This window comes from Rhizobium sp. BK176 (genome assembly GCF_024808055.1).
In genome coordinates, this window is sequence record NZ_JANUBV010000043.1 from 1 (window position 1) to 24,426 (window position 24,426).

The 24,426-nt window shown below is 57.8% G+C and carries 18 protein-coding genes and 6 pseudogenes; 21 read left to right on the forward strand and 3 right to left on the reverse strand.

Annotation, left to right across the window (positions count from 1 at the left end; translation table 11 throughout):
- Window positions 1-303 precede the first annotated feature (303 nt).
- Complete coding sequence (gene serA, locus FHT76_RS39905; protein WP_183755997.1) at window positions 304-1,542, reverse strand: phosphoglycerate dehydrogenase; 1,239 nt, start codon at window positions 1,540-1,542, stop codon at window positions 304-306.
- Between the two features lie 561 nt (window positions 1,543-2,103).
- Complete coding sequence (locus FHT76_RS39910; RefSeq protein WP_183755995.1) at window positions 2,104-2,580, reverse strand: DUF995 domain-containing protein; 477 nt, start codon at window positions 2,578-2,580, stop codon at window positions 2,104-2,106.
- Window positions 2,581-3,292: 712 nt separating this feature from the next.
- On the opposite strand from FHT76_RS39910, the pseudogene FHT76_RS39915 reads away from it, so the two are divergent.
- Window positions 3,293-3,553, forward strand: a pseudogene (locus FHT76_RS39915) (hypothetical protein); the annotation flags it as partial.
- 399 nt (window positions 3,554-3,952) lie between these two features.
- Here FHT76_RS39915 and FHT76_RS39920 read toward each other — a convergent pair.
- The gene (locus tag FHT76_RS39920; protein ID WP_183755994.1) at window positions 3,953-4,852 is read right to left on the reverse strand and encodes a LysR family transcriptional regulator; all 900 of its coding nucleotides are present in this window, start codon (window positions 4,850-4,852) and stop codon (window positions 3,953-3,955) included.
- A 109-nt stretch (window positions 4,853-4,961) separates the two neighbouring features.
- Here FHT76_RS39920 and FHT76_RS39925 point away from each other — a divergent pair, with 109 nt between their 5' ends.
- The 20 genes and pseudogenes from FHT76_RS39925 to FHT76_RS40010 all read left to right on the forward strand — a co-directional run bounded on the left by FHT76_RS39925 (window position 4,962) and on the right by FHT76_RS40010 (window position 23,932).
- Entirely contained in the window at window positions 4,962-5,594 is a 633-nt protein-coding gene (locus FHT76_RS39925; RefSeq protein WP_183755993.1) for an HD domain-containing protein, read from the forward strand.
- A gap of 36 nt (window positions 5,595-5,630) precedes the next feature.
- Window positions 5,631-6,317, forward strand: a complete 687-nt coding sequence (locus FHT76_RS39930; RefSeq protein ID WP_183755992.1) for an amino acid ABC transporter permease — start codon at window positions 5,631-5,633, stop codon at window positions 6,315-6,317.
- Between the two features lies 1 nt (window position 6,318).
- Entirely contained in the window at window positions 6,319-6,975 is a 657-nt protein-coding gene (locus FHT76_RS39935) for an amino acid ABC transporter permease (RefSeq protein WP_183755991.1), read from the forward strand.
- Window positions 6,976-7,039: 64 nt separating this feature from the next.
- Complete coding sequence (locus tag FHT76_RS39940; protein ID WP_183755990.1) at window positions 7,040-7,825, forward strand: transporter substrate-binding domain-containing protein; 786 nt, start codon at window positions 7,040-7,042, stop codon at window positions 7,823-7,825.
- 58 nt (window positions 7,826-7,883) lie between these two features.
- A complete protein-coding gene (locus FHT76_RS39945; protein WP_183755989.1) occupies window positions 7,884-8,615 on the forward strand; it encodes an amino acid ABC transporter ATP-binding protein in 732 nt (243 codons plus the stop codon).
- Window positions 8,616-8,673: 58 nt separating this feature from the next.
- Window positions 8,674-9,555 (forward strand): NAD(P)-dependent oxidoreductase, encoded by an 882-nt coding sequence (locus FHT76_RS39950; RefSeq protein ID WP_183755988.1) that lies wholly within the window; start codon window positions 8,674-8,676, stop codon window positions 9,553-9,555.
- A 12-nt stretch (window positions 9,556-9,567) separates the two neighbouring features.
- Window positions 9,568-9,906 carry a hypothetical protein gene (locus tag FHT76_RS39955; protein WP_183755987.1) on the forward strand — a complete coding sequence of 113 codons (339 nt, stop codon included), beginning with the start codon at window positions 9,568-9,570 and terminating at the stop codon, window positions 9,904-9,906.
- A 2-nt stretch (window positions 9,907-9,908) separates the two neighbouring features.
- Window positions 9,909-10,673, forward strand: a complete 765-nt coding sequence (locus tag FHT76_RS39960; protein ID WP_183863921.1) for an SDR family oxidoreductase — start codon at window positions 9,909-9,911, stop codon at window positions 10,671-10,673.
- A complete protein-coding gene (locus FHT76_RS39965) occupies window positions 10,642-11,220 on the forward strand; it encodes a gluconokinase (RefSeq protein ID WP_183755985.1) in 579 nt (192 codons plus the stop codon). The genes FHT76_RS39960 and FHT76_RS39965 overlap by 32 nt, the downstream gene beginning before the upstream one ends.
- Window positions 11,217-12,158: a 2-hydroxyacid dehydrogenase gene (locus tag FHT76_RS39970; protein WP_183755984.1), complete on the forward strand. Its 942-nt coding sequence runs from the start codon at window positions 11,217-11,219 to the stop codon at window positions 12,156-12,158. Before FHT76_RS39965 ends, FHT76_RS39970 begins: the two co-directional genes overlap by 4 nt.
- A gap of 15 nt (window positions 12,159-12,173) precedes the next feature.
- The gene (locus tag FHT76_RS39975) at window positions 12,174-13,205 is read left to right on the forward strand and encodes an L-idonate 5-dehydrogenase (RefSeq protein ID WP_183755983.1); all 1,032 of its coding nucleotides are present in this window, start codon (window positions 12,174-12,176) and stop codon (window positions 13,203-13,205) included.
- A gap of 84 nt (window positions 13,206-13,289) precedes the next feature.
- Window positions 13,290-14,720: an NADP-dependent phosphogluconate dehydrogenase gene (gndA, locus tag FHT76_RS39980; protein ID WP_259131977.1), complete on the forward strand. Its 1,431-nt coding sequence runs from the start codon at window positions 13,290-13,292 to the stop codon at window positions 14,718-14,720.
- Window positions 14,721-15,652: 932 nt separating this feature from the next.
- Window positions 15,653-17,395, forward strand: a complete 1,743-nt coding sequence (locus FHT76_RS39985) for a bifunctional diguanylate cyclase/phosphodiesterase (RefSeq protein ID WP_183755981.1) — start codon at window positions 15,653-15,655, stop codon at window positions 17,393-17,395.
- 371 nt (window positions 17,396-17,766) lie between these two features.
- Window positions 17,767-17,994, forward strand: coding sequence for a LacI family DNA-binding transcriptional regulator (locus FHT76_RS41600; protein WP_405049545.1), 228 nt, complete (start codon window positions 17,767-17,769; stop codon window positions 17,992-17,994).
- Between the two features lie 588 nt (window positions 17,995-18,582).
- Window positions 18,583-21,144, forward strand: coding sequence for an FAD-dependent oxidoreductase (locus FHT76_RS39990; protein ID WP_183755979.1), 2,562 nt, complete (start codon window positions 18,583-18,585; stop codon window positions 21,142-21,144).
- Between the two features lie 109 nt (window positions 21,145-21,253).
- Window positions 21,254-21,376: pseudogene (locus FHT76_RS41335) on the forward strand (VapC toxin family PIN domain ribonuclease); the annotation flags it as partial.
- 3 nt (window positions 21,377-21,379) lie between these two features.
- Window positions 21,380-21,529 (forward strand): annotated as a pseudogene (locus tag FHT76_RS39995) (IS5/IS1182 family transposase); the annotation flags it as partial.
- Between the two features lie 1,199 nt (window positions 21,530-22,728).
- A pseudogene (locus FHT76_RS40000) lies at window positions 22,729-22,860 on the forward strand (cupin); the annotation flags it as partial.
- 7 nt (window positions 22,861-22,867) lie between these two features.
- A pseudogene (locus tag FHT76_RS40005) lies at window positions 22,868-23,170 on the forward strand (SDR family NAD(P)-dependent oxidoreductase); the annotation flags it as partial.
- 232 nt (window positions 23,171-23,402) lie between these two features.
- Window positions 23,403-23,932: pseudogene (locus FHT76_RS40010) on the forward strand (hypothetical protein).
- Window positions 23,933-24,426: the final 494 nt, after the last annotated feature.

Sequence of the window (24,426 nt, forward strand, 5' to 3'; positions counted from 1 at the left end):
GCTCCGCACCGCAACCCGCCGCTACCGCCCCAAATACAGCAACCCAAAACCGCCGGAGCGAACTTAAAACTGGATAAAACTTGGGGGCAAGGTCAAAGGCCTTCGCCAATCGCGCGCCTGCCGGGCTGCCAGAGCGAGAGGCCGTTCCGGCGAAGGTTTTTTGAACGGATCGATGCACATGTGCAACTGATGGCGCCAATTCTTGGCACGTGTGCGGACTGAACCCCGGTCCAGCGAGGATGACGCCCTTTCCTAGCCATCGCGCCAGTTTTCCTGGCGCGTCTTTACGCCTTCCAATCGGCGTCAGTAAACCAGTCGAGCTCGTATCGTTCCCGGGATCTGGCGGAGCGACTCGAGTATATCATTCGCTGTCTGGCCAGCACCTTCGACTTCAATAACCACGTAACCCGTGTCGCCGTGCGTCTGCAGGAATTCACCGACGATGTTAAGTCCGCGAGACGAAAAAATAGTATTCAGGCTGTTCAGAATACCCGGACGATTTTGATGAACGTGGATGAAACGCGTACCGTTCGGGCGGGGTGGAAGTTGAACCTGGGGGAAATTGACGGCGCCCAGTGTTGAGCCGATGTCCGAATATTCCACAAGCTTCCTTGCAACTTCCGTCCCAATGCGCTCCTGCGCTTCCTCCGTCGATCCACCAATATGGGGAGTTAGGATTACATTATCCAAACCCTGCAGCGGCGTTTCGAAGCGATCCCTGTTTGAAGCCGGCTCCTTGGGGAACACGTCGACGGCCGCGCCCGCGAGATGTTCTTCTCTCAAAACCTTCGCAAGCGCTTCGAGATCCACAACGGTGCCGCGGGAGTTGTTGATGAAGAAGGCTCCCTTTTTCATTCTCCGGAGTTCGGTCTCAGTTATCATATTTTGCGTGGACTTCGTTTCTGGAACATGCATCGTCACAAAATCGGAGATTTCGAGAAGCTCGCCGAGCGAAGCCATCGATTCTGAATTGCCATGCCGAAGCCTGTCCGAAGGATCAAAATAGCGGACGTTCATGCCCATGCTTTCCGCGAGAACACTGAGCTGCGAACCGATGTTGCCATAGCCCACTATCCCCAGCGTTTTCCCGCGTACCTCACGGCTCCCCAAGGCGGATTTGTCCCATCCGCCTTCATGGGCCGACGCCGACCGCGGGAAAATCCGCCTGGTCAGCATTATGATTTCACCGATCACAAGCTCAGCGACCGACCGCGTATTTGAGTAGGGAGCATTGAACACGGGAATCCCACGGCGACGCGCCGCCTCGAGGTCGACTTGATTGGTTCCCACAGAGAAACAGCCCACTGCAATCAGCTTTTTTGCGGAGCTGAAGATTTCATCTGTCAGATGCGTTCGTGAACGAATTCCGACTATATGCGCTTCGGCTATATGGCTCTTGAGATCTTTGTCATCCAGAGCCTTCGGCAGATGTGCCAGATTGACGTAGCCAGCTGACGAAAAGTAGTCAACGGCGCTCTCACTGATGCCTTCCAACAAGAGCACGGAAATCCGATTGCGGGGAAGAGAAAGTTGTCCGGTCATTGAGTTGCTTTCGATTCTCAAATTCAAAAAAGCCTAGGTCGCTCGTCGGTAGCAAGTGACGGTATATGAGTTAGCGACCGGTCAGCAGGCTGCGCAATAGAAAACTCAATTCCGTCCGCCGACACGCGCCGTCGCGGCAGCAAATAAGCATCTGTAGCTGCCTCGCGGGGCCGATCAAGGGACGAATGTTGTCACACTGTAATACGAGGATGTCGGCAGTGTAGTTGGTAGCCGCGCATGCCTGGGCGTTCAGATCGCGTTCGGCGAAGTCGCCTTTGGGAACGCTATCAGTTGCATTTTGATCCGGGTGAGACTGTTTTTTTGGCATTTGAAAAAGTAGCTGATGTACTCGGCATTCCACCCAGGGAAACCGCGGCGCGATCAACGCTCGTTGGCGAAATTGTCTTCACCCTTTGATGACCATATCGCCCAATTCCGGAGTGAAGCCGCCAATCACCGCGAATACGGTTGGTACAAGCATGAGGACGGTCATTGCGGACATGCGGCCGCTGATCGGCCGCGCGGCGCATCGGATTTCCGTGAGGGCGACTGTGCCGCGAACTACTGCTTATTCAGCTTCACCTTCAAAGCTTCTATCTTAGGGGTGATTGTGTCCCCGCCCGACAACTTCGGTGTGAACTTCGTCCAAGTTCCGCCCTTGCTCGGTTCGGCGCGATAGAGAACCTTCGGCTTTGCAGTGTCGCGCGCCCATAACTGACATTCGTCGGAGTGGTTCGTGCCCCATGCCCCGGTCCACTGATCAGACACACAGAGCTTGCCATCAGATGTCGACCAAGTGCCCGCCGCATGAGATGGACCGTTTCCGGTATAGCCGAGCATCTTTCCGTCGGCGCCCAGGTACCAGGAAATCGGTTCCCTTTCGCCTTTGTGACCTTTTTCGGTGAAATTATACGTTTTCCCCGAGAAAATTTCCTTGATTTCGGCCGCTGGTATTGGCGAGGCGCCTTTTGGCGCGGCCTGGGCGAACGCTAAGCTAGGAGCGGCAGCGAGAAATGCCAGAGCGATTATCGGTCGCATGAGAACCTCCAGTTCGTTAGCGGTTATAGGGTGCGAGCGTTGCGTTCGGGAAGGACCCGGCGGCAAACCGCAAGATTGGAAAACTGCCCCTGTCGTTCGTTCCGCAAGATGAACCCCGCAGTCGCGGATACGGGGCTCGAAGTTGTTATATACGCGCCTGTGGAGTATATCGCCGCATTTAGTCAGTGGGTAGTGACACAATATGAGTAAGTTCATGGCGCGAAACGCCCCGACTAGCACTCGGATCTAGTGACGTCATCGCGGCGCTTGGCTTGATCGCTCAAGGCGTTACTCTTCTTGCGAGGAAACAGAATCGGGCCAGGATGAAGCCGGCATGTTCTGCGCGAAATCTCCGCAAGGCAGTTTGCCTGGAGAAAGTAAGATAAAGCCGCGCCAGTAGGTTCCTGAGCTTTTTCTCAGCCTTCTTTTCTGGCGCTGGACATTTCCCAGGCGGATGAGCCGGAGATGCGGCAGTCAGAATTACAGGTTCAAGCAAAGTGTGCGGACGGCATTGAGATGGGCTCCTATACGTGACCTAACTGAAGGGATTTGGTAAAGCCGAGGGCCCACATCAAATTCGGGAAACTGCTCAACCCTTTCGCTTGAAAATGATCTTGATGCTCGAGGTCGTTTGGGCTGAAGCGCCAATTCCCATGATGCCCACCTTTCCGTCGGCGCCCACCTCGGCGGAAACTTCCACGGAGTCCACGAGGATTATTCCTTCGCGCAACCCGCCGACGGCCAGCCTTCTTCGTCATCTTGCTTTGCATGTATTCCGACCGTCCTTGTTGTCCGTTTGGCTGGAAGTCGCGCATCAGCAGATCTTCGTCACCGGGCCATTTCTCATCGCTACCTGCATCCCGGCTACGGGTGGCTGATCGCAAGCCAGTACTTCTACAAAGCCGAGGAAGGCAGGCTTTCCGGCAAGGGCGGCACTGCTTCGAGCTACGGAAATTGCCAGGAAACCCATTGAGCACCGGACGACCCACACGTTTGACGAATCCCTGGAAGCCATCAGGACGGCAATCCTGAAGGCCTCTTCGCGGAGCAGCTCTGTCGCGAGGACTTGCTCCGCGCTGGTCTTGGTCGCCGCAGCAGAAGTCGCATACGGTACGGCCCACGGGACGCGCGCAATGCTATCAGCTCAGGCAGTTTGTCGGCGGTGAAGTCGGCTGCAGAGCCGGTCTGAACGGCCATTCGCGTGCCGCACGACCCTCAGCGGCTTTAATAGTGCCCTTCTTGACCGGAGGACCATGGCAACGGTACCCTGGAGAGAGGTAACGAAGTCGACGGCTTCAATCGGTCTTCCCGGTGCGTTTCAAGGGCGTCTACCACGCAGTCGACGGCCCAAAACCATATCAACGAGGATGTGTCAGCCGCAGAATGCGACGTCAACGCTGACTTTTCGGATCATTTGCTTGACTTGGGGCAGAGCCCGAACCACTGCGCCTTTGTTGGTGCCAATGAATACGTCCTGCATCGGCAATTTGGATCTGGTTTCGAGAACGTAAACGGATCCCTTTCGGATCTGATCTCGCACAAGGCGCACTGGAAGAATGCTGATGCCAGTGCCCGCCTCAACGAGATTCAGGATCGCGCCAAGGCTGTTGCAAACGTTAAGTCGGAGACCGAGCGTGGAATTACCGCTGAGTGCGTTCGTCGTGAGTTCGTGGAGATTGGACGGTGCCGGCGTTGAAAAGACGCGTTTGGTCAGTAGATCGTCGTCGGAAACGAATTCCTTCTTCATATTGAGCTTGGAACTGGCGATCCACTCCACCGTCTGACGGCCGAGAAGCTCAAGGGCGACATTTTCATACTCCGGCGGCGTCGACAGGAGTGCGATATCAAGAAGTCCCTCGGATAGCTGCCTTGCAAGATTGTGGCTCGTATCGACGGTCGCCGCAATCCGAGTGCCGGCAAATCTGTGGTCAAGTTCATCCAACAGCGCTGGCAATCCGACCGCCGCGAAACTGTCCATAACCCCCACTCTCAGCGTCGGCAGCTTGGTGTTTCTCGTCTTGATGTTGGATTCGATGTCCCGCGCGATCCCGATCATCGCCTCGGCGTAACGCTTCAACGCTTCGCCTTCGCTCGTCATGAGAAGCTGGCGCCTCTGTCTGATGAAGAGCGAGACACCGAGCTGCTCCTCCAGCTCCTTGATCCGATAAGACACGGTTGGCTGGGTGATGTTGAGCTTCTCTGCAGCGGCGTTGAAGCTGCGGAGTTGGGAGACCCAGTAGAATGATTCGACTGCAGAAAAGTTCAGAGCCATGAGCGCAAGATAGAAAAATTCAATCGATAACCCCGAATATCCCAATTGGATTTGAAGTTCAATCAATCATAAGGTCGAGAAATAAGCAGATAGTAACGGTGTTGAAAAAATGTACAAAACCATCTCTCGCGGACATATTGTCGAGGATCTTCCGGAAATCGCGGAGATCCAGTCCCTCGAACTTCGTGAGAAGGTCATCGACGCGTGGGTGTTTGCCTTGGAACGTTCTTCGTTCAGTCGTGTCACGGATATTCAAGGTGAGGGTAGCCCGAACGTATTTTCGCTAAAGCGCGGAACCCAGGACGCTCACCTCCGTGGGGTCACCCGGCTTGCCCTGGCGATCTATGAAGAGTTCAAGACCACCTATCCCGAGGCGAAAGTCGATCGAGACATCATCCTTGCCGGCGGCCTGTGCCACGACATCGGTAAGACGTGGGAATTCGACCCCGTAAATCTCAAGCGTTCAGCCGAACGCGGCGACCGCTACGGCGACCCGACTTATCGCCATTCTACCTACGGCGCACATGTTTGCCTCTCTGTGGGACTTCCCGACGAAATCGGCCACATCTGCATGGGGCACGCATTCGAGTTTGGCGGTATTGGTCACAGCACCGAATGCTTCATCATTCGCCAGGCTGATCACGCATGGTGGCATGTCGCGGCGGCCCTGGACCTTTGCCACCCCGACACGATTTCGTTTGCGGGCAAGAGCATTCGGGTCCGGCCTTTGGGCCTCGAATAGTTTCGAAACCGGACAGGAACATGCGCCGAGGCAACAATGCAATATACCTTCCAATTCGGTCCGTTGATCGCATATCTGCCACAGTTCCTCAGCGGTCTGTGGTTGACGATGCAGCTTTCGATCGTCGGTATCTTCGGTGGTTTCGCCCTCGGGGTCGGCTTAGCAATTGTCTCGACGCTATCGTGGTTCTTGCCGCGCTTCCTGGTTCGCTGCTACGTGGAGATCGTGCGAAATACGCCATTGCTTGTCCAAATCTTCGTGATCTTCTTCGGCTTGCCTAACATCGGTATACGGATGTCTCCACTAACATCCGTGACGATCGCCCTGGTCTTCAACAATGCAGGCTATATCGCCGAAATTGTCAGGGGCGGTATCCAGTCGACCCATCGCAGTCAATTCGAGGCGGCCGAGAGCCTGGGCATGACGTACTTACAGACATTGCGCTTTGTGATCCTTCCACCTGCCTTGGAAAGGGTCTTCACGCCGGTTGTCTCGCAGTGTGTACTGTTGATGTTGTCAACCAGTTTGGTATCCGCGGTCGGCGTAGAGGACATGACCGGCGCCGCAATGATCGCCAGTTCCGAGACGTTCCGGACGATGGAAGTATATCTGGTCATTGCTGCTGTCTACGTGACCCTCAACTTCATCTTCTGGGCGCTTTTGAATCTCCTGGGGCTGATCGTATTTCGACGCTCGCGCCGCAAGCTGCTGGGGAGAATATAATATGCGAACATTCGGAACTCCGGAATTCCTTTTCGTATTGTACGCCCTGCGGTGGACGCTGACGCTGACCGTCATTGCCTTCGTCGGGGGCGGCCTTGCCGGGATTGTCCTCGCGCTCTTGAGGATCTCGTCCAGCAAGTTCTTAAGAAATGCGACATTAGCTTACATGCAGTTCATTCAGGGGCTTCCACTCCTTGTTCTGATGTTCATCTGCTATTATGCGCCGTCGCTTTTTGGCTATGAGGTGAGCGCGATCGTCGCCGCAGCGGTCGCCTTGACTATCAACTCCAGTGCCTTCCTTGGCGCCATCTGGGAAAGCGCTCTTCGCGCAATCCCGAAGGCTCAGTGGGAAAGCGCCGATGCTCTCGCGATGACGACGCTGAAGAGTCTTCGATTCGTCATCGCTCCACAGGCGATCAGGCTGGCATTGCCGTCTACCGTTGGTTTTCTTGTCCAGATCATCAAGCAGACCTCGATAGCGTCGATCATCGGCTTTATCGAAATCACTAGGGCGGGACAGCTGGTCAGCAATGCAACGTTCGAACCCCTTAAATCCTTCCTCGCGGTGGCAGCACTGTACTTTGCCGTCTGCTTTCCACTCACACAAATCAGCCTTTGGCTGGAACGAAAGGGGGCGCGACGCGGATCGCGCGCTTGAGATCCAACGACACAAAGAAGGTCGTTTCACTGAAACCGGAACTCGAAAACTGAGAGGACGCAAAATGCGCTTCAAATCCCTACTGCTACCGTTCGTCGGCCTTGCCCTCGTCTTTGGTGCGACCGTCGCATCGGCCTCATCCTTGGACGATATCATCGCCCGCAAGAAGGTCATGATCGGGGTCGACCTTTCCGTCCCGCCATTCGGCATCACGAACGATCAGATGCAGGCCGACGGCCTCGACGTGGACGTGGCCAAGCTGCTCGCCAAGGATCTTGGCGTCGAATTGGAGCTTGTACCCGTGACCGGCCAGAGCCGCATCCCTTCGCTACAGACCGGAAAGGTCGATTTCGTTGTGGCTAGTTTTGGCATCTACACCGAGCGGGCACTGTCAGTGGCATTCTCCAATCCCTACGGAGGCCACAAGTCGGTGATCGTGGCCCCGAAGGAAACGGCGATCAAAAGCCTCGACGACCTTAAGGGCAAGCGGGTCGGCGTTCCCCGAGGAACGGCGCACGAGAAGATCCTGTCCAGTGCGAACATCCCAGGAATGGAGCTGGTGCGATTCGACGATGACAGCACGACGCTGAACGCGCTGGTGGCCGGTCAGGTCGACGCGATCGGCACCGTGAACTACATCGCCGCCCAGCTTCAGGGTCGCTATCCTGACAAGTTCGAGGAGAAGACCACCTACCTCCAGAGCTTCTACGGCGTCGGTTTGCGTCGCGGCGACCCCGACCTGCTGCACTGGCTCAACACAGTGCTGTTCGTCCACACCCAAAGCGGCGAGCTCGGCAAAATCTACGAGAAGTGGATGAAGGCGCCAATGCCAGCGCTGCCGTCCTTCTAAGTCAGACCGACTGCGGGGCGGCCTGCCGCCCCCGCCAGCCCACCGAGAGGTAAAAGAGATGTCCGTCGTAATTGCAAACAATATCCGTAAGAGCTTTGGTCCGTTAGCAGTCCTCAAGGGTGTATCCCTGACGGTTCAAGGTGGCGAGGTTGTTGCTTTGATCGGCAGGAGTGGTTCGGGCAAGAGCACTTTTCTTCGGTGCCTGAACGGGCTTGAGACGATTGACGGTGGCGACATAGAAATCGCGGGTCACGCCATGTCAAGGAAGCCGGCCTTGCTTCGCGAACTACGCCGCGACGTCGGAATTGTTTTTCAAAGCTACAATCTTTTCCCTCACCTGACCGCGGGCGAGAACATCATGCTCGCCCCAGTGCAGGTCAAGGGTGAAGCGAAGTCGGCGGCGAAAGAGGAGGCCAGACGCTGCCTTGCGCTCGTTGGTCTCGCCGACCGTTTTGATTCCTATCCCGATATGCTTTCCGGAGGTCAGCAGCAACGCGTGGCGATCGCTCGTTCGCTAGCGATGCGGCCAAAGGTTCTTCTCTTCGACGAAGTGACGTCGGCGTTGGATCCTGAACTCACCGGCGAAGTCCTCGCGGTTATCGAAAGCTTGGCGCGCCAGGGAATGACGATGCTTCTCGTCACTCACGAGATGGGCTTTGCGCGACGCGTGGCCAACCGCACGATCTATATGAAAGACGGCGTCATTCACGAGGAGGGCCCGTCCGCAGAGTTCTTCACAAATCCAAAGACGCCGGAGCTACAGGCCTTCCTCCGATCCGAAGTCGGCTAACCAAACTAATTCCTTTAACTGAAATTCATTTGACCGCCCTCGGCGGAAAGGAGCTGCTGTGCCTACCAAACAGAAGATCGCTCTAGTCGGATGCGGCGTAATGGGAACAGCCATCGGGACCCGCCTCCTTCAGACCGGTCATACGGTGATTGCGTTTGATCTTGATCGCGGCAAGGTTTCGCAACTCGAAATACTGGGTGCGCAACCGGCAAGCTCCGCCGCCGATGCAGCGGCGAAGGCGAACTCTGTCGTGCTGAGCCTGAATTCGTCACGGATCGTGCGTGAGGCGGTGTTCGGTGGAGGAGGCGTCGTCCATGGCGCGAAGATCGGCACGGTGGTCGTCGACATGTCGTCTATCGAGCCCGTGGCGACGCGGCAACTGTCGGCCGATGCTGCGGAGGCGGGGTTGAAGTGGCTGGATTGTCCGCTGTCCGGAGGTGCCCCGAAGGCGTTGGAGGGAAAGCTGACCGTGATGGTCGGGGGCGATCCCACTGATTTCGCCCAAGCGAAGCTTATCCTTGACGACCTCTGCCAGAATTTGACGCTCATGGGGCCGAGCGGCTCCGGCCAGACCACAAAGCTCATCAACCAGGTTCTCTGCGCCTTGAACTTCGTCGCGGTCGCCGAAGCCACTAGACTCGCTGTCGACGCCGGTGTCGACGCCCAAAGAATTCCCGCGGCTCTAAGCGGGGGTCGCGCCGATAGCGCGATCCTGCAGGAGTACATGGGTAAGATGGCCAGAAACGACTATTCGCCCACTGGTCGCATCGACAACATGGTCAAAGACCTCATGGCAGTGCAATCACTCGCAGGACACACAGGCACTGCCATGCCGATGACCTCGCTTTGCATGGAAATTCACCGGTTGATGATGGCGGCTGGCCTCGGTGCGGCCGACAGCGCCGCGCTTGTTCGATTTTACGATGGCCCGAGAGGCTAAAGGAGTAGTGCAATGATCATTCGATATGCCGAGTTCGTGGGTGCAATCCGCGAAGGCAAGGAGTTCGAGTTCTTCCGTTTCGTCCAAGAGGTTTTGACCCCGCTCTGGACAAAGTTCGATGGCGCGGAAAGTGTGACGGTTTCCCGTGAGGTGGAACGCGATGAGGGAGCGCCTTCGATGCCGCTTCTTCTTGCCATTGCATACTCAGACAAGGGCGCGCTCGAACGAGCGATGGCCTGCGACGCAAGGTTCGAATCCCGAGAGCAGACCAAAACGCTACTCGAGATGTTTGATGGCGTGGTCTACCACCGGGTCACTGACCGCATAGTCCACCGGGCACTGGGCAACTGACGATGGCGGCTGATCTCTTCGATCTCTCTGGATCGCGGGCGCTTGTGACCGGCTCGTCCCAAGGTATCGGCTTCGCCTTGGCAACTGGCCTCGCCCGGTATGGTGCGCAGGTCGTCCTAAATGGTCGCGACGGCGTCAAACTGCGGGATGCCGCCGCCCGGCTCTGTGAAACCGGCGCGTCGGTCTCAATCTGCGAATTCGACGTCACTGACGCCGCAGCCGTAAAACGGGGAGTCGACGAGATCGAGAGCAGCGGCCCCATCGACATCTTGATCAACAACGCTGGAATGCAATTTCGTTCGCCGCTCGAGGAGTTTCCTGCAGACCGCTGGGAGCAATTGTTGAAAACGAACGTGTCCAGCATCTTTTATGTCGGTCAGGCCGTCGCGCGGCATATGATCACCCGTCGTCGAGGCAAGATTTTGAATGTCGCCTCGGTGCAAAGCGAACTCGCCCGTCCAGGGATCGCTCCCTACACTGCGACGAAGGGCGCAGTAAAAAATCTGACGCGAGGCATGTGCACTGACTGGGCTAAGCATGGCCTGCAGATCAACGCGCTTGCGCCGGGGTATTTCAAGACCCCGCTCAATCAAGCGCTGGTCGACAGCCAGGAGTTTTCTAGCTGGCTGGAGAAGCGAACGCCAGCAGGCCGCTGGGGCGATGTCGATGAACTTGTGGGCGCGGCTGTGTTTCTGTCGTCCAAGGCTTCCTCTTTCGTGAATGGACACACGCTTTATGTCGACGGCGGTATCACCACCTCTCTTTAATGCGCCCCCAGGGATTGGCCCGCTGGTGGTAATGGGCGTCTCGGGGTGCGGTAAGACTTCAGTCGGAAAGCTGTTGGCTTATGATCTCGGATACCTGTTCATCGAAGGCGACAGCAAACACTCCGATGCCAGCATAGAGAAAATGTCCAACGGCATCCCTTTGACCGATGAGGACCGACTGCCGTGGCTGATGTCCCTTGGCCGAGAAATGGCGGCGAATCGACAAGTCGTCGTCTCGTGCTCGGCGTTGAAGCGATCTTATCGTGACGTTCTGCGCAACGGCGCCGGTACGCCGCTCAGCTTCGTTTTTCTTCATGGTGGCACGAAGACTCTGGCTGCGAGAATAGCCGCCCGAAACGAACACTTTATGCCGCTCTCGTTACTCGAAAGTCAGCTTGAGACGCTAGAGCCCCCGACCGATGAGCACGATGTCATCACAATCGAAATCGACCAGCCGTTCGAACACATCGTGTCGACAGTAATCACGTATGCGGGAAAGCTCGCACAACAACGCTATAAGGCGGAAATCTCACAGAGGAAACCATGACAAAGCCCGAAATTCTGCTCGTCGGGCCATATCCCGATTGGGACATGGTTGAGCTTGAAGACCGCTATATCGTCCACAAGCTCTACGAAGCCGCCGATCGTGATGCATTCCTGATGGACGTCGGCTCGGGTATCAGGGCCATCGCCACGCGTGGCGAACTTGGTGCGTCAGCAGAGTTGATGGAGTGCGTGCCGTGGGTCGAGCTCGTTTCCGTATACGGGGTTGGAACGGACGCCGTCGACCTTGGCTATGCCAAAGCTCGTGGCATAGCCGTTACCAACACGCCTGACATCCTGACGGACGACGTCGCGGATATTGCGCTGGGACTGTTGCTGGCAACAGCGCGTCTCATGCCGCAGGCAGATGTCTTCGTCCGGTCCGGTCAATGGGGAAAGGCCGTAATGCCGCTCGTCACGCGCGTCACCGGGAAGCGTCTCGGCGTTGTCGGCATGGGCCGGATCGGTCAGGCGATCGCAAGTCGGGCTGCCGCATTCAACTGCGATATACGCTATTTCTCACGCAACCCGCAGCCACAGGTCTCCTATGACCACGAACGCGATCTTGTCGCGCTTGCAGAGTGGAGCGAGTTTCTCGTTGTCATCGTACCGGGCGGCGAAGCGACCAGAAACATAATCGATGCTGATGTGCTTGAAGCACTCGGGCCTGATGGCATCCTTGTCAACGTATCGCGCGGATCGACTGTGGATGAAGAGGCGTTGATCGCCGCCCTTCAGAAACGATCTATCAAGGCAGCTGGTCTCGACGTGTTTTACAACGAACCAAAGATCGATCCGCGGTTCCTGGAGCTCGACAATGTCGTGCTGCAGCCGCATCACGGATCCGGTACAGTCGAAACCCGCAAGGCGATGGGCCAGCTGGTGCGCGACAATCTCGCCGCCCATTTCTCCGGCGACACCCTGCCGACGCCCGTTGTGTGAGGAGGACCATCCATCATGAAAGCCGTCGTCATCCATGCCGCCAAGGACCTGCGTATCGAAGAGCGCGAGTTGGAGACCTTGAGCGAGAACGAGGTCGAAGTCGCCATTGAAGCGGGCGGGATCTGTGGTTCCGATCTGCACTACTACAACCATGGTGGATTCGGCACCGTTCGGGTGCGCGAGCCGATGATCCTCGGACACGAGGTCGCAGGCACGATCAAGGCGGTCGGGGAGGGCGTGTCGCACCTGGTTATCGGCGATCGCGTCGCCGTGTCGCCAAGTCGGCCGTGCAACGCCTGTGCGTATTGCCTCATTGGGCAGCAGAACCACTGCCTCAACATGCGCTTCTATGGCAGTGCCATGCCGATGCCGCACATCCAGGGCGCCTTCCGCCAGCGGTTGATTGCAGAGCAATGGCAATGCCACAAGGTCGGCAACGAGATCTCCATCAACGAGGCGGCATTCGCCGAGCCGCTGGCGGTGACCCTGCATGCGGTCGTGCGCGCCGGTTCGCTGGCCGGCAAGCGCGTACTGGTCACCGGTTGTGGTCCGATCGGTGCACTGTCGATCATCTCTGCACGTGCGCATGGCGCCCGCGAGATCGTTGCCACCGACGTCATGGACGCTGTCCTCACGAAAGCTGCCGAGGTCGGCGCCGATCGCACCATCAACGTTGCCAATGCGGCTGCCGAGCTTGCGAGCTACGCTGGCAGCAAGGGTTACTTCGATGTCCACTTCGAGGCATCGGGCAATGCAAGCGCGGTCCGTTCCGGCATTGAAGTGCTAAAGCCCCGCTCGGTTCTTGTACAACTTGGCCTCGGGGGTGACGTCTCGATTCCGCAGAACATGGTCGTCGCCAAGGAGATCGAGATGAAGGGCACGTTCCGGTTCCATGAGGAGTTCGGCGTTGCGGTCGATCTCATCAATAGCCGGCGGGTCGATCTTAAGCCCCTGTTGAGCGGCATTTATCCGCTGACGGAAGCCGTTCAGGCTTTCGAGGCTGCCGGGGATCGGAGCAAATCGATGAAGGTACAGCTGGCCTTCTAGCCAGTCGATAGTGGACAGCTTTGGGCCGCCGCGTCCGTGGCGGTGCATCCCGTCATTGCGAGAAACGAAGAAAGCGGATGTATCGTGGAGAAGGCAGAAATCGGGCTGATCGGCCTTGCCGTCATGGGTTCCAACCTGGCGCTCAACATTGCGGAAAAAGGCAACAAGATTGCTGTTTTCAACCGTACTCCTGAGAAGACCGACGAATTCTACGAAAGCGCCGGCGATCTGAAGAAGCAGATCATTGCCTGCAAGACGATCGAAGAGTTCGTCGAGGCGATCAGCCCGCCACGCCCGATCATCATCATGATCAAGGCCGGCGAGGCCGTCGACCAGCAGATGGAGGCGCTGCGGCCGCACCTTACCAAAGGCGACATCATGATCGATGCCGGCAACGCCAATTTCCGCGACACGATCGCCCGTTTCGATCGCCTGAAGAACACCGACCTGACCTTCATTGGCATGGGCGTCTCGGGTGGCGAGGAAGGTGCGCGTCATGGTCCTTCAATCATGGTCGGCGGCACCGAAGACTCCTGGAAGCGCGTCGAGAAGGTGCTGACCTCGATTGCCGCCAAGTACAACGATGATCCGTGCGTCGCCTGGCTCGGCAATGACGGTGCCGGCCACTTCGTCAAGACGATCCACAACGGCATCGAATATGCCGATATGCAGATGATCGCTGAAATCTACGGCATCCTGCGCGACGGGCTTGGCAAGAGCGCCAAGGAGATCAGTGGTATCTTCGGCGAATGGAACAAGGGCCGCCTCAACTCCTATCTGATCGAAATCTCCGAGAAGGTGCTGGCCGCCAGCGATCCGGTCTCCGGCGGCCCGATGGTCGACATGATCCTCGACAAGGCGGGTCAGAAGGGCACCGGCAAATGGTCGGCCATCGAAGCCCAGAATATGGGCATCCCGGCCACCGCAATCGAAGCGGCTGTCGCCGCTCGCAGCCTGTCATCGATGAAGACCGAGCGCGAGGCGGCCGAAAAGATCTTTGGCAAGCCGGAATACAAGTTCCCGATCGCCTACGGTCCGGACCTCGACAAGGATCTCGAATTGGCGCTTTTCGCCGCCAAGATCGGTGCCTACGCGCAGGGCTTTGCGGTAATGGCGGAAGCCTCGCGCGAGTTCAACTGGTCGCTGCCGATGCCTGTCATCGCCAAGATCTGGCGTGCCGGCTGCATCATCCGCTCGCAGTTCCTCGACGAGATCACCTCGGCCTTCACCAAGGCTCCGGATGCGGCCAACCTGATCGTGACGCCGGCCTTCTCCGAGATGGTGAAGGAATCGCTGCCGGCCCTGCGGCGTGTGGTTGGTGCCGCTCTGCAGGCTGGCCTGCCGGTTCCGGCCCTGACCTCGGCTTTGACCTATTTCGATGCCTATCGCCAGGGCCGCGGCACCGCTAACCTGATCCAGGCACAGCGCGACTTCTTCGGCGCCCATGGCTTCGACCGCCTCGACGGCAAGGACTTCCACCACGGCCCATGGGGCAGTGGTGCGGCCACATTCTGAATCCATTGTTCGACCCGCGCTATATTTATTTCGAGCTCAGCTGATTGAAGGACAACGATTCAAATTCGTTCAAGAGCTCCAGCGTCTTTCCCTCAATATACTACCGCGATGACTCATATCAGGTCGTCATACCGCCGTGCAGTAAATGCTGGCTCTGGCCGGACAAATTTTGCGACGTCACTCTCACCGCTTGACCTACGCGTGTTTTGATGTTCGTCCGAATGCAAGCATAACAACGGTCCCTGGTACACCGGATCCGAGTGAGCCCATTGCAGACCGAGGAATTGGCTTTTAGGGATGACGGGCGACTCGTCGGCCGTTCGGCGCTGATGCAGCGTGATTGTCGAGGCTTGCTCGCAATCATTTGGCCTTGCAGAATATTTGGGACCGTCATCCGGTGGATCCTAGTGGGCTCCATCGAGAATATGTGGGCGATACGGACGACCGGATCTTCGGAGAGACTCAAATCGGCGGAGCGTAAATATACATTTTGGGGAGGCAATGCTGAAGGAAGCCAGAGGCGAGGTCGCATAAAAGCGCCGGGCGATCCACGAAGACAAAAGCTCATCGGTATGGAGCCAGCCTTACCGGCAATCGCTGTTCGCATAAGCTCGTTCTCATGCGAACGCTGCGTCGGCGTGCTCCCATCTCTCAATGGCTTCATCGGTAATTCATTCCCTTCCACTTTCCATTGATAGCGAAGGTGGGCTCCGCCCGTTACAACACCATCTAGTGACAGCGACGACAACGTTCTTCGCATTATCAGGACGAGTGGAGCGCGCAGCAGCATCCTGGGGACGGTAGCCTATTGGTATCTACCCTCTTTCCGCGCGCACGGAATGTCGCGGGCTCATTTTTGTTCAGAGCTTGCTAACTTGCGGTTGATATATTGGCCCCAAACGAAAGATCTTCTAGAAAGGAGGCGATAGCAGATGGGCGGCCGTACGGCTTATTCACCGAGCAACATCGATGACGAGATTGATCGACAAATGGAATTTTCGGTTCAGTCAAACGTCATGAATTTTGCCGAGGCTACAACCCTTTCGCTCGTCACCGTCGACGAAACCGGCAAAATCGAGTTCGTCAACCGCGCGATGACCGATCTGTTCGGCTTCGACCGAGAGGAGATGGTTGGGCAACCAATCGAAATCATTGTCCCCGAGCGCATGCGCGGTGCACATCGCGCCGGCCTGGCGCGTGTTGTTGCAGGTGGCGGGACGGCACTTTCGGGAAAAACGATCGAGGTGACGGCGCGCAGGAAGGACGGATCAGAGTTTCCGATCGACATCGCGCTGTCTGTTTGGCGCGGCGAACAAGGGATTGCCGTCGGCGCAATCATTCGCGATATTTCGCAGGCTCGGGAGCGTGACGCGCGCCTGATGCGGTTGGCGCATCATGACCTCCTAACCGGCCTTTGCAACCGTTTCCGCTTCGAGGCACAGCTGTCGGAGCTGTTCGAGAAAACAACGCTAGCCGCTGTGCTTTTGATCGATCTCGATGGCTTCAAAGAGGTGAATGACAGCGCCGGCCACGCCGCCGGCGACGCGTTGCTGCAGGCGGTGGGGATCCGTCTCGCGACCGTCACGCCAGCGCAAGCGACTCTCGCACGCTTTGGAGGGGACGAATTTGCTATGCTTGTGCCAGGAATGACCGATCCCCTTGTCACCCAGTCCCTGGCGTCGCAAGTGATCTGCGCGCTTGAACCACCTTTCGAAGTGAACCACGAATTGTTCCATATAGGCGCGAGTGTCGGCTATGCTTTCGGTCCAAGTGACGGAAACGACGCGGAGGAGCTCATTGCAAGTGCAGACGTCGCCCTCTATCGCGCCAAGCAAGATGGCGGACGGTGCATTCGAGTGTTCTCACCTGACATGCGCCTCGAAGCAGTTTCCCGGCGCGCTGTCATTGATGACTTGCGTAGAGCCTTCCGGCTCAATGAACTTGAGTTGCACTATCAGCCGCAGGTATCGCTCACAGACGGTAAGATCTTCGGCGTCGAGGCGCTGCTGCGTTGGCGCCATCCGCAAAAGGGCTTGTTATTTCCAGGAACATTCCTAGCCGCGCTCGAAACCAGTTCCCTGGCGTTGCCCATCGGCTGGTGGATACTCGACGAGGCGTGTCGTCAACTGGCTGAATGGCAGCGACAGGGCGTCGACGACCTCAAGGTTGGCGTGAACCTCTTTGCAGCGCAGTTTCGTTCTCCGTCGTTGGTACAGCAAGTGCGCCGTGCCCTCGAAAAACATGGGTTAAAGCCTTCGATGCTGGAGCTGGAGGTTACTGAGACAATTGCTCTCCTTGATGACGGCAATTCCTTTTCAGCAATGCGCGATCTGCGAGCGCTCGGCATCGACATCGCCTTCGATGATTTCGGGACCGGATTTGCTTCGCTGAGTTCGCTTCAACGTTTCCCGCTTACAACTCTGAAGATCGATCGGTCGTTCGTAGGTGAACTACTGACAAAACCTCAAGACGCCGCGATTGTACGCGCTATTGTTTCGATGGGAAATGAACTGGGGCTTCATACCATCGCAGAAGGGGTTGAGACAGCGGAGCAAGAAGCCTTTCTCAAGAGGCTCGGATGTAAAGGTGTCCAGGGCTACAGATATGGCAAGCCACAGCCCGCAGCCGCGATTGCTGCTATGGCAGGACGAGCCAGGATTTTGCCCTCCAATTAGGGCTCTTTTCGAAAGCGCGCATACCTGTGATTTGCTCGTCCATTCGCTTTTGGTCCTCGGCTATTGGCAGGAGACTACCGGTCAGCGGCGGACGAACCTTCGGAACAGCCGAAGACCTGTGTCCGCAACGTCAGTGCGGTCCCGCGCGCCCCTTTGATAGCGTCAGGCGCGTTCACCCTGCATGGCGCATTTTGTTGCGGGAGTGAGGCCGATAGCTGAAACGCTACGGCGCTGGAGACGTGGGGCCAATGCGGGTCAAGAAGTCTTCGTCCCGCGCGCGACGCCAGTATCGAGGTTATTCTCGCAATCCTCTGCCGAGTTGACAACTGTTTTGCTCAACATCCGGTGATTGCTGAGGTTGGATGGAGAGAATGGCAACAGTTCGCGATGTTGCGAACGAGGCAGGCGTTTCCGTCGCGACGGTAAGTCACTTAACCAATCAATCGTGGTTTGTGACACCCGAGACTAAGCTTCGTGTCCCTGGAGGGCAATCATCGATCTCCGTTACAGTCGCGATGAGTTGCACATTCGCTTCGCCGATCAAAAACCGGAACCATCGGGGTCATCATCTCCGCCATAACCAACCCCTTCTTTGCTGAGCTGGTAAAAGGCATCGGTGAAGTCGTAAGCAGTTGCTCGGGCGAAGCTGGCCCTTGTGTTCTGGCGCTCTGGCAAGCCCGCTCTGAGTGGCCTTTTTCGCCAGACGCTGGCATTGAGCCCATTGCGAGATTACACCGCTCTGCCTCGCAAAGCCTTCTGCTTTCATCTCTGGGCCAGGGCATCCGTGCTCCATCTTCCGAGCGACTATTGAGCCAGGGCAGCCAGCTATCCAAAGAACTCGGCCGGGTAGTGTGCGGACGACTTTAGGGGCGCGCGGTAACCTCAAGATGGGGGCCGTCCAAATATGGGGACCTCGCTCAGGCCTATCCAGAGCAATCCCCGAATTCAGCTTAGCGAGGGGACGGGCCACCTTCACCCAGGAACATAAGGACTAAGGCGATCAGCGATGTCGAGTTGATCAAGCCTCAACCTAGGCCGGCGCGATTGCGCCGATGTCGCGGGGGGCGGAGCCAATGACGATTATGAGCTGCCCAACATCGTGGTTTTTATGCGAAGAGGTCTGACCGAGAATTGAAAATTGGATGTGCCGTGGCACATTCGTCGAAGAACCAAGAAGGAACCGGCACGTGGCGGAATTTCCAAGCAAGGCAAAAGTCGTCATCATCGGTCTCGGCGGCATCGTTGGCGCTTCGATCGCGCATCACCTGATCGAACGCGGATGGGACGACATCGTCGGCATCGACAAATCGGGTATCCCGACTGACATCGGCTCGACCGCCCACGCCTCCGACTTCTGTTACACCACCAGCCACGACTATCTCTCGGTCTGGACAACCCAGTATTCCATCGATTTCTACGAGAGAATGGGCCACTACTCCCGCATTGGCGGCCTTGAAGTCGCTCGCACCGGCGATGACTCCTGGATGGACGAAATCAAGCGCAAGCTCACCTCCGCCAAGGCCTTCGGCACCAACGCCCGCTATGTCTCGCCCGCAGAGATCAAGGACATGTTCCCGCTGATCGAGGAAGATCAGGTTCAGGGCGGCATGTTCGATCCCGACGCCGGCCTCGTCATCCCACGCTCGCAGACGGTTGCCGGCAAGCTCGTCGACGCAGCCGAGAAGTCCGGCAAGCTCAGGATGTTTGGCAACACGCCGGCCCAGTCGCTGATCGTCGAAGGCGGCCGCATCAAGGGCGTCGTCACCCACCGCGGCACCATCATGGCCGACCACGTCATCGTCTGCGCGGGCCTCTGGGGCCGCCTGATTGCCGAGATGGTCGGTGAGGACCTGCCGGTCATGCCGGTCGATCATCCGTTGACCTTCTTCGGCCCCTACAACGAGTTCGAAGGCACGGGCAAGGAAATCGGCTTCCCGTTGCTGCGCGACCAGGGCAATTCGGCCTATATGCGCGACACCGGCGACCCGAAGACGACAGAAGGCGGCCAGATCGAGTGGGGCTACTACGAAACCACCAATCCGCGCATGTGTCATCCGCGCGAACTGCTCGAGAAGCACGAAGCGCGCCTCTCGCCCTCGCAGCGCGACCTCGAAATGGAGCAGATCCTCGAGCCGCTCGAAAAAGCCATGGAGCTGACGCCGATCCTCGGCGAACTCGGCTATAACGAAGGACACTCCTTCAACGGCCTGTTGCAGGTTTCCGCCGCCGGCGGCCCCTCCTGCGGCGAGAGCCAGAAGGTGCGCGGTCTCTGGTACTGCATCGCCATCTGGGTCAAGGACGGTCCGGGCTACGGCAAGCTCATCGCCGACTGGATCACCGACGGCCGCACCGAGATCGACCACAACTCGATCGACTACGCCCGCTTCTATCCGCACCAGCTGACCGAGGAATTCATCGCCGGCCGTTGCTACGAGGCCGCGCAGAAGATCTACTTCCCCGCCGTTCACCCCCGCGAACCCTACCTCTCCGGCCGCAACGCCAAGCGCTCGCCCTTCTACGAGCGCGAGAAGGAGCTTGGCGGCTACTTCATGGAATTGGGCGGCTGGGAACGCGCCCATGGCTATGCCGCCAACGAGCATCTTCTGGAGAAATACGCAGACCGCGTTCCGCTCCGCGAAAACGAATGGGACAACCGCCACTTCTGGCGCGTATCCAATGCCGAGCATCTGGCGATGAGCGAGGATTGCGGCATCGTCAACCTCAGCCATTTCCATATCGTTGACCTCGAAGGCCCCGACCATGTCGAGCTCTTGGAATGGCTCTGCGCCGCCAAGATCGGCGGTGACGGGAACATCGGCAAGGGCATCTATACCCACTTCCTCGACGATGAGGGTATGGTGCGCGCCGACTTCACCGTTATCCGCATGACCGATCGTTGCCGCCTCATCAACGGCGCCGACGCCGGCCCGCGCGATTTCCATTACATGAAGCGCGTGGCCGAGGATCGCGGCCTCGACGTCACCATCACCGATGTCTCGGAAAAGTTTATCACCATCGGCATCTGGGGTCCGAACGCCCGCGAGACGCTGAAGAAGGTCGTGGCCGATCCGGCTGCGCTCGACCCCGAAAACTTCGCCTTCGCGGCCATCAAGCCGGTCGAGATTGCGGGCAAGACGGTCACTGCCTTCCGCATTTCCTATGTCGGCGAGCAGGGCTGGGAACTGCACATGAAGTACGAGGACGGCCTCGCCGTCTGGGACACACTGCGCGCCACTGGCGTCATGCCATTCGGCGTCGAAACCTACGCCAACTCGCGCCGCATGGAAAAGTCGCTGCGTCTGCAGAACGGCGACCTGCTCACCCAGTATAACCTGCTGGAAGCTGACCTCGCTCGTCCGAAGGTCAAGGAAGCCGATTTCCGTGGCAAGGCCAAGCACCTGGAATACAAGGCGCGCGACCATCAGCCGGCGATGCTTTGCACGCTCGTCATGACCGAGAACACCGACAGCAAGGGGGTCAAACGCTACCCCGTCGGCTCCATGCCGGTCATGGACCCGGAAACCGGCAAGACGCTAGTCGATAGCGTTGGCCGCATCTCCTACACCACCTCCGTCGCCTACGGTCCGACGGTCGGCAAGAACATCGCGCTCGCCTATCTCCCGTGGGAGTACTGCGAGGTCGGCCGCAAGCTGAATGTCGAATATTTCGCCGAAACCTACCCGGTTGAAGTCATCAGTGTCGGCTACAAGCCGATCTACGACCCGGAGAACCTGAAGCCGCGCACGTGATTGCGAGCCGCCCTCGCGTGAGGAAATGAGAGACAGTAATCCGTTCGCTCCAATGATTTGAGGGAAGCTGCAGCGGTTGGCGCCTATATCTCGAGTGCCACCGCTGATGCTTGAGAGCGAAGTGCTACCCCATTTTTCAAAGCGCATACTGTCCTTCAATCTAGCGGCTTCACAGTTTTACTCGCTCGGCACGGCTGATGGCTACATTGCCGCCACAGCAGTAGGGAATGGCCCTGACCGCGCCGCTTACAAGCAGCGTAACGTCGTCGAGCGTATGTTCTGCCGTCTCAAGGACTGGCGTCGCCTCGCCACCCGCTTTGATCGCAACATCAAAAACGTCATGGGCGCCGTCGCTCTCGCCGCAGCCGTCATCTGGTGGCTGTAGTGAGGCCGGACCCTGGTCCGATCAGTAACCGGGATATTTCCACGGAGGATAATTCGCGGTTCAACGAGCTTAAGGGCAAGACAGGGAGCCGTCGATGCTAAGATTCCCAGAATTCCCATCGTGGACTGGGCGGCGGCAAAGCGCGGGCTCGTGACGGAAACCACCATATTGGCGAGACGGTCGTGGGGGTCTTTGAAGGTCCACCGAAATCCCGGATCGAAGACCGATTCACGGTCCTTCGTGACTGCGATAGGGCCGCAACCCGCCGCTCTTCAGGCACGATGGCTGAGTTGCCCGCCCGCCCACCGGAGTCGGATTTGATCCTTTGGAGAGATCGACCAACGTCCCGACCATCACGCGACCAAAGACCGATGCTAGATTGCTGAGGATTGCATATTGTTCAAGGGCCACAACTAGCCGTGGCCGGTATCGCGGGTTGGGGCGCCGCGATACCGAGGGCCTCGCGCTTAATGCGTTGAGGCCCTGTTGATCTTGCGCTCCTTGAATGCGGTTCGTTGGCGCTTAGAGGGTTGCCATGCCGAGATCCATGACGACAGGACTCAGGATTTTGATCCTCAATCTCGGACCCCGATCCTGGCGCTCAATCCCAAGGGACGTAGGGGTGAAGACAGTACGGCATGCCCGCGAACTGGATCTCATCGAATTCCTCGACAGTAACCCCGACAACAAAAGATGCCGCCTCACCGAAAAGGGTTTGGTTTTGAAACGGCGTTTGTTGGCGAGCGAACGGATTCGCATACATCGCGCGGTGGAGGTTTCTCGAATTCCGCAACGTGTCGACGAAGAGCATCGAGGTTAAACAGAGCTCTGCAAATCCGTTCCAGCGGGGCAACATTTGGACCGATTTTTTTGCGAACCTCGAGCTGCGTCGCCGCAGCCGGGAGCTCTGCGATCGTCGCAACGGCGTCGTTGTGTCGTTCCCGCCAAATGAAACGATGGCTACGTCGATGACACTATCCTGATCCATTTGTGCCGGCACGCCTGTGAGCGCTGGCTGTCCTGCAGTCGGATCCAGACCACCTGCTTTGGTTCTTGCCGCCCGACCAAATGAAGATACTGCCGATTAACCGTGACGTTCCGGTCGGCCTCGGCCGAGCAGCCGGTACATTCTACCTGCTGAGCGCCCCGGCGCATGTCCGCCATCCCGGCAAACATATCGGCATCGCCGATGCCAACCGGGGTGTACCGAAACCCTTGACGAGGGCGGAGGCCAGCGTTTCCGGCCCAACCTTGTCCACGGCGTCAAGGCGCTGGAAAAGGGCCGGTTGATCGATTCCTTCACGCCGCATCGCGCCGAATTCCTGAAGTGAGCCTGAGATGACCCTGTTCGACCTTTCAGGACAGGTGGCTGTTAGTTACCGGTGCCAATCCCGGCCTTGGCCAGGCGATCGCCGTCGCCTTGGCTGCGGCCGGTGACTCCATCGTAGCGGTCGGCCGCACGGCGATGGACGAAACCGAGGCTGCAGTGGCCAGACCGGCGCAGGTTTTCACGCCATCAAGGCCGATCCTAGTTCGATAGAGCCGGTCAACGCAATCGTCGACGAGACGGTCAGGACCTGTGGAAAGCTCGACATCCTGATCAAAAATGCGGGCATCATACGCTGTGCGGACGCCATCGACTTGGCCGCTTAGGCCGACCCAATTAGTCTATTGATACCGCGTTGCGAAAATGCCGAACGCCCTGACCGCCTTGACGAACGGAGTGCGATTAGATGGGATATTCGGCTTTCCGTCTCAGTGTGACCATTGTGGATTGCGGTGCTGCGCTTCTGGCTGATGGTCAAACGAGGTCATGTCTCTCAACAGCCTCAAACATCAAAGGGAGAAGCGCAGCATGAAACACTAATGCGCACTGGATGTGTCGGTGAAAGGGACCGCGGTCTGCATTGTTGATGACACAGGCAAAATTTGCCGAGAGGTGAAAGTTGCCAGTCACCCTGAGGATTTGATCTCAGTGATCAAGGATCCGAAGTGGCAGATTGAGCGGATCGGTCTTGAAGCCGGACCACTGTCGCAATGGCTTTATGAAGGAATTGCCACGGCAGGATTGCCGGTGATCTGCATCGAGACGAGGCATGCAAAGGCGGTCGGTTCTGTGCTCGGGCTGACGCCGAAACTGAATGAGCCTGGTGAAAGCAAGCGGGTCGGGGGCGTATCCTGTTGCGGTGACGCGATGATGCTTTACAAGCAGCACAAGTCCTGCTTGTAAACGTCAAGAAATGGTCGTGGCTAAAAGCGTGGGCGACGAATATCGCCAGACGCCGCGGCAGGCAAAAGGTGGTTGTCGGGTTGGCTCGACGGCTTGCGGTGATCATGCATCGCATGTGGAGTGACGGAACCGAATTCTGCTGGACACGGGAGAGCTTGCCTGTTGCTGCGTAGTTAGCAACCAACCACTGCAGTGGGCACGATCCGAATTTCGACTTTGGTCTTAGACTAAGGACTCGGGAGTTGTTCGACCTCGTTCCCTCGCGCACTGGTCCTGGGAACTGCATAATGATCGAAGGGTGGTTCTTGGGGACCTACCAACTGTCTCGGCCATAGCTCCGGCGACTGTTCAGCCGGCAGCGCACTTCGTTTGTGCGAAGGGCGAAGCTTTGTCCAAGGCAATGGGCAACTTAGGGGAGGGTGTCATCGTACAATCTATTCGTTCAGATCTAGATTTCATCCTGCGGAATGCTCAGGGCGAAAGCCTGACTGACATTTTTGGACGGTGTGCAGCACTTCATGCGAGCCTCGGGTGGCTCGCTGACGGCGGCCGGCCAGGTGGTGGTGACGCGGGAGGTGCTGAACGGCGACGAGTTCACGGTGATCCACGGCAATGTCGACAGCAACACCGATGCCGACTTCGTGCTGATGCTGAAGGGCAACTACAA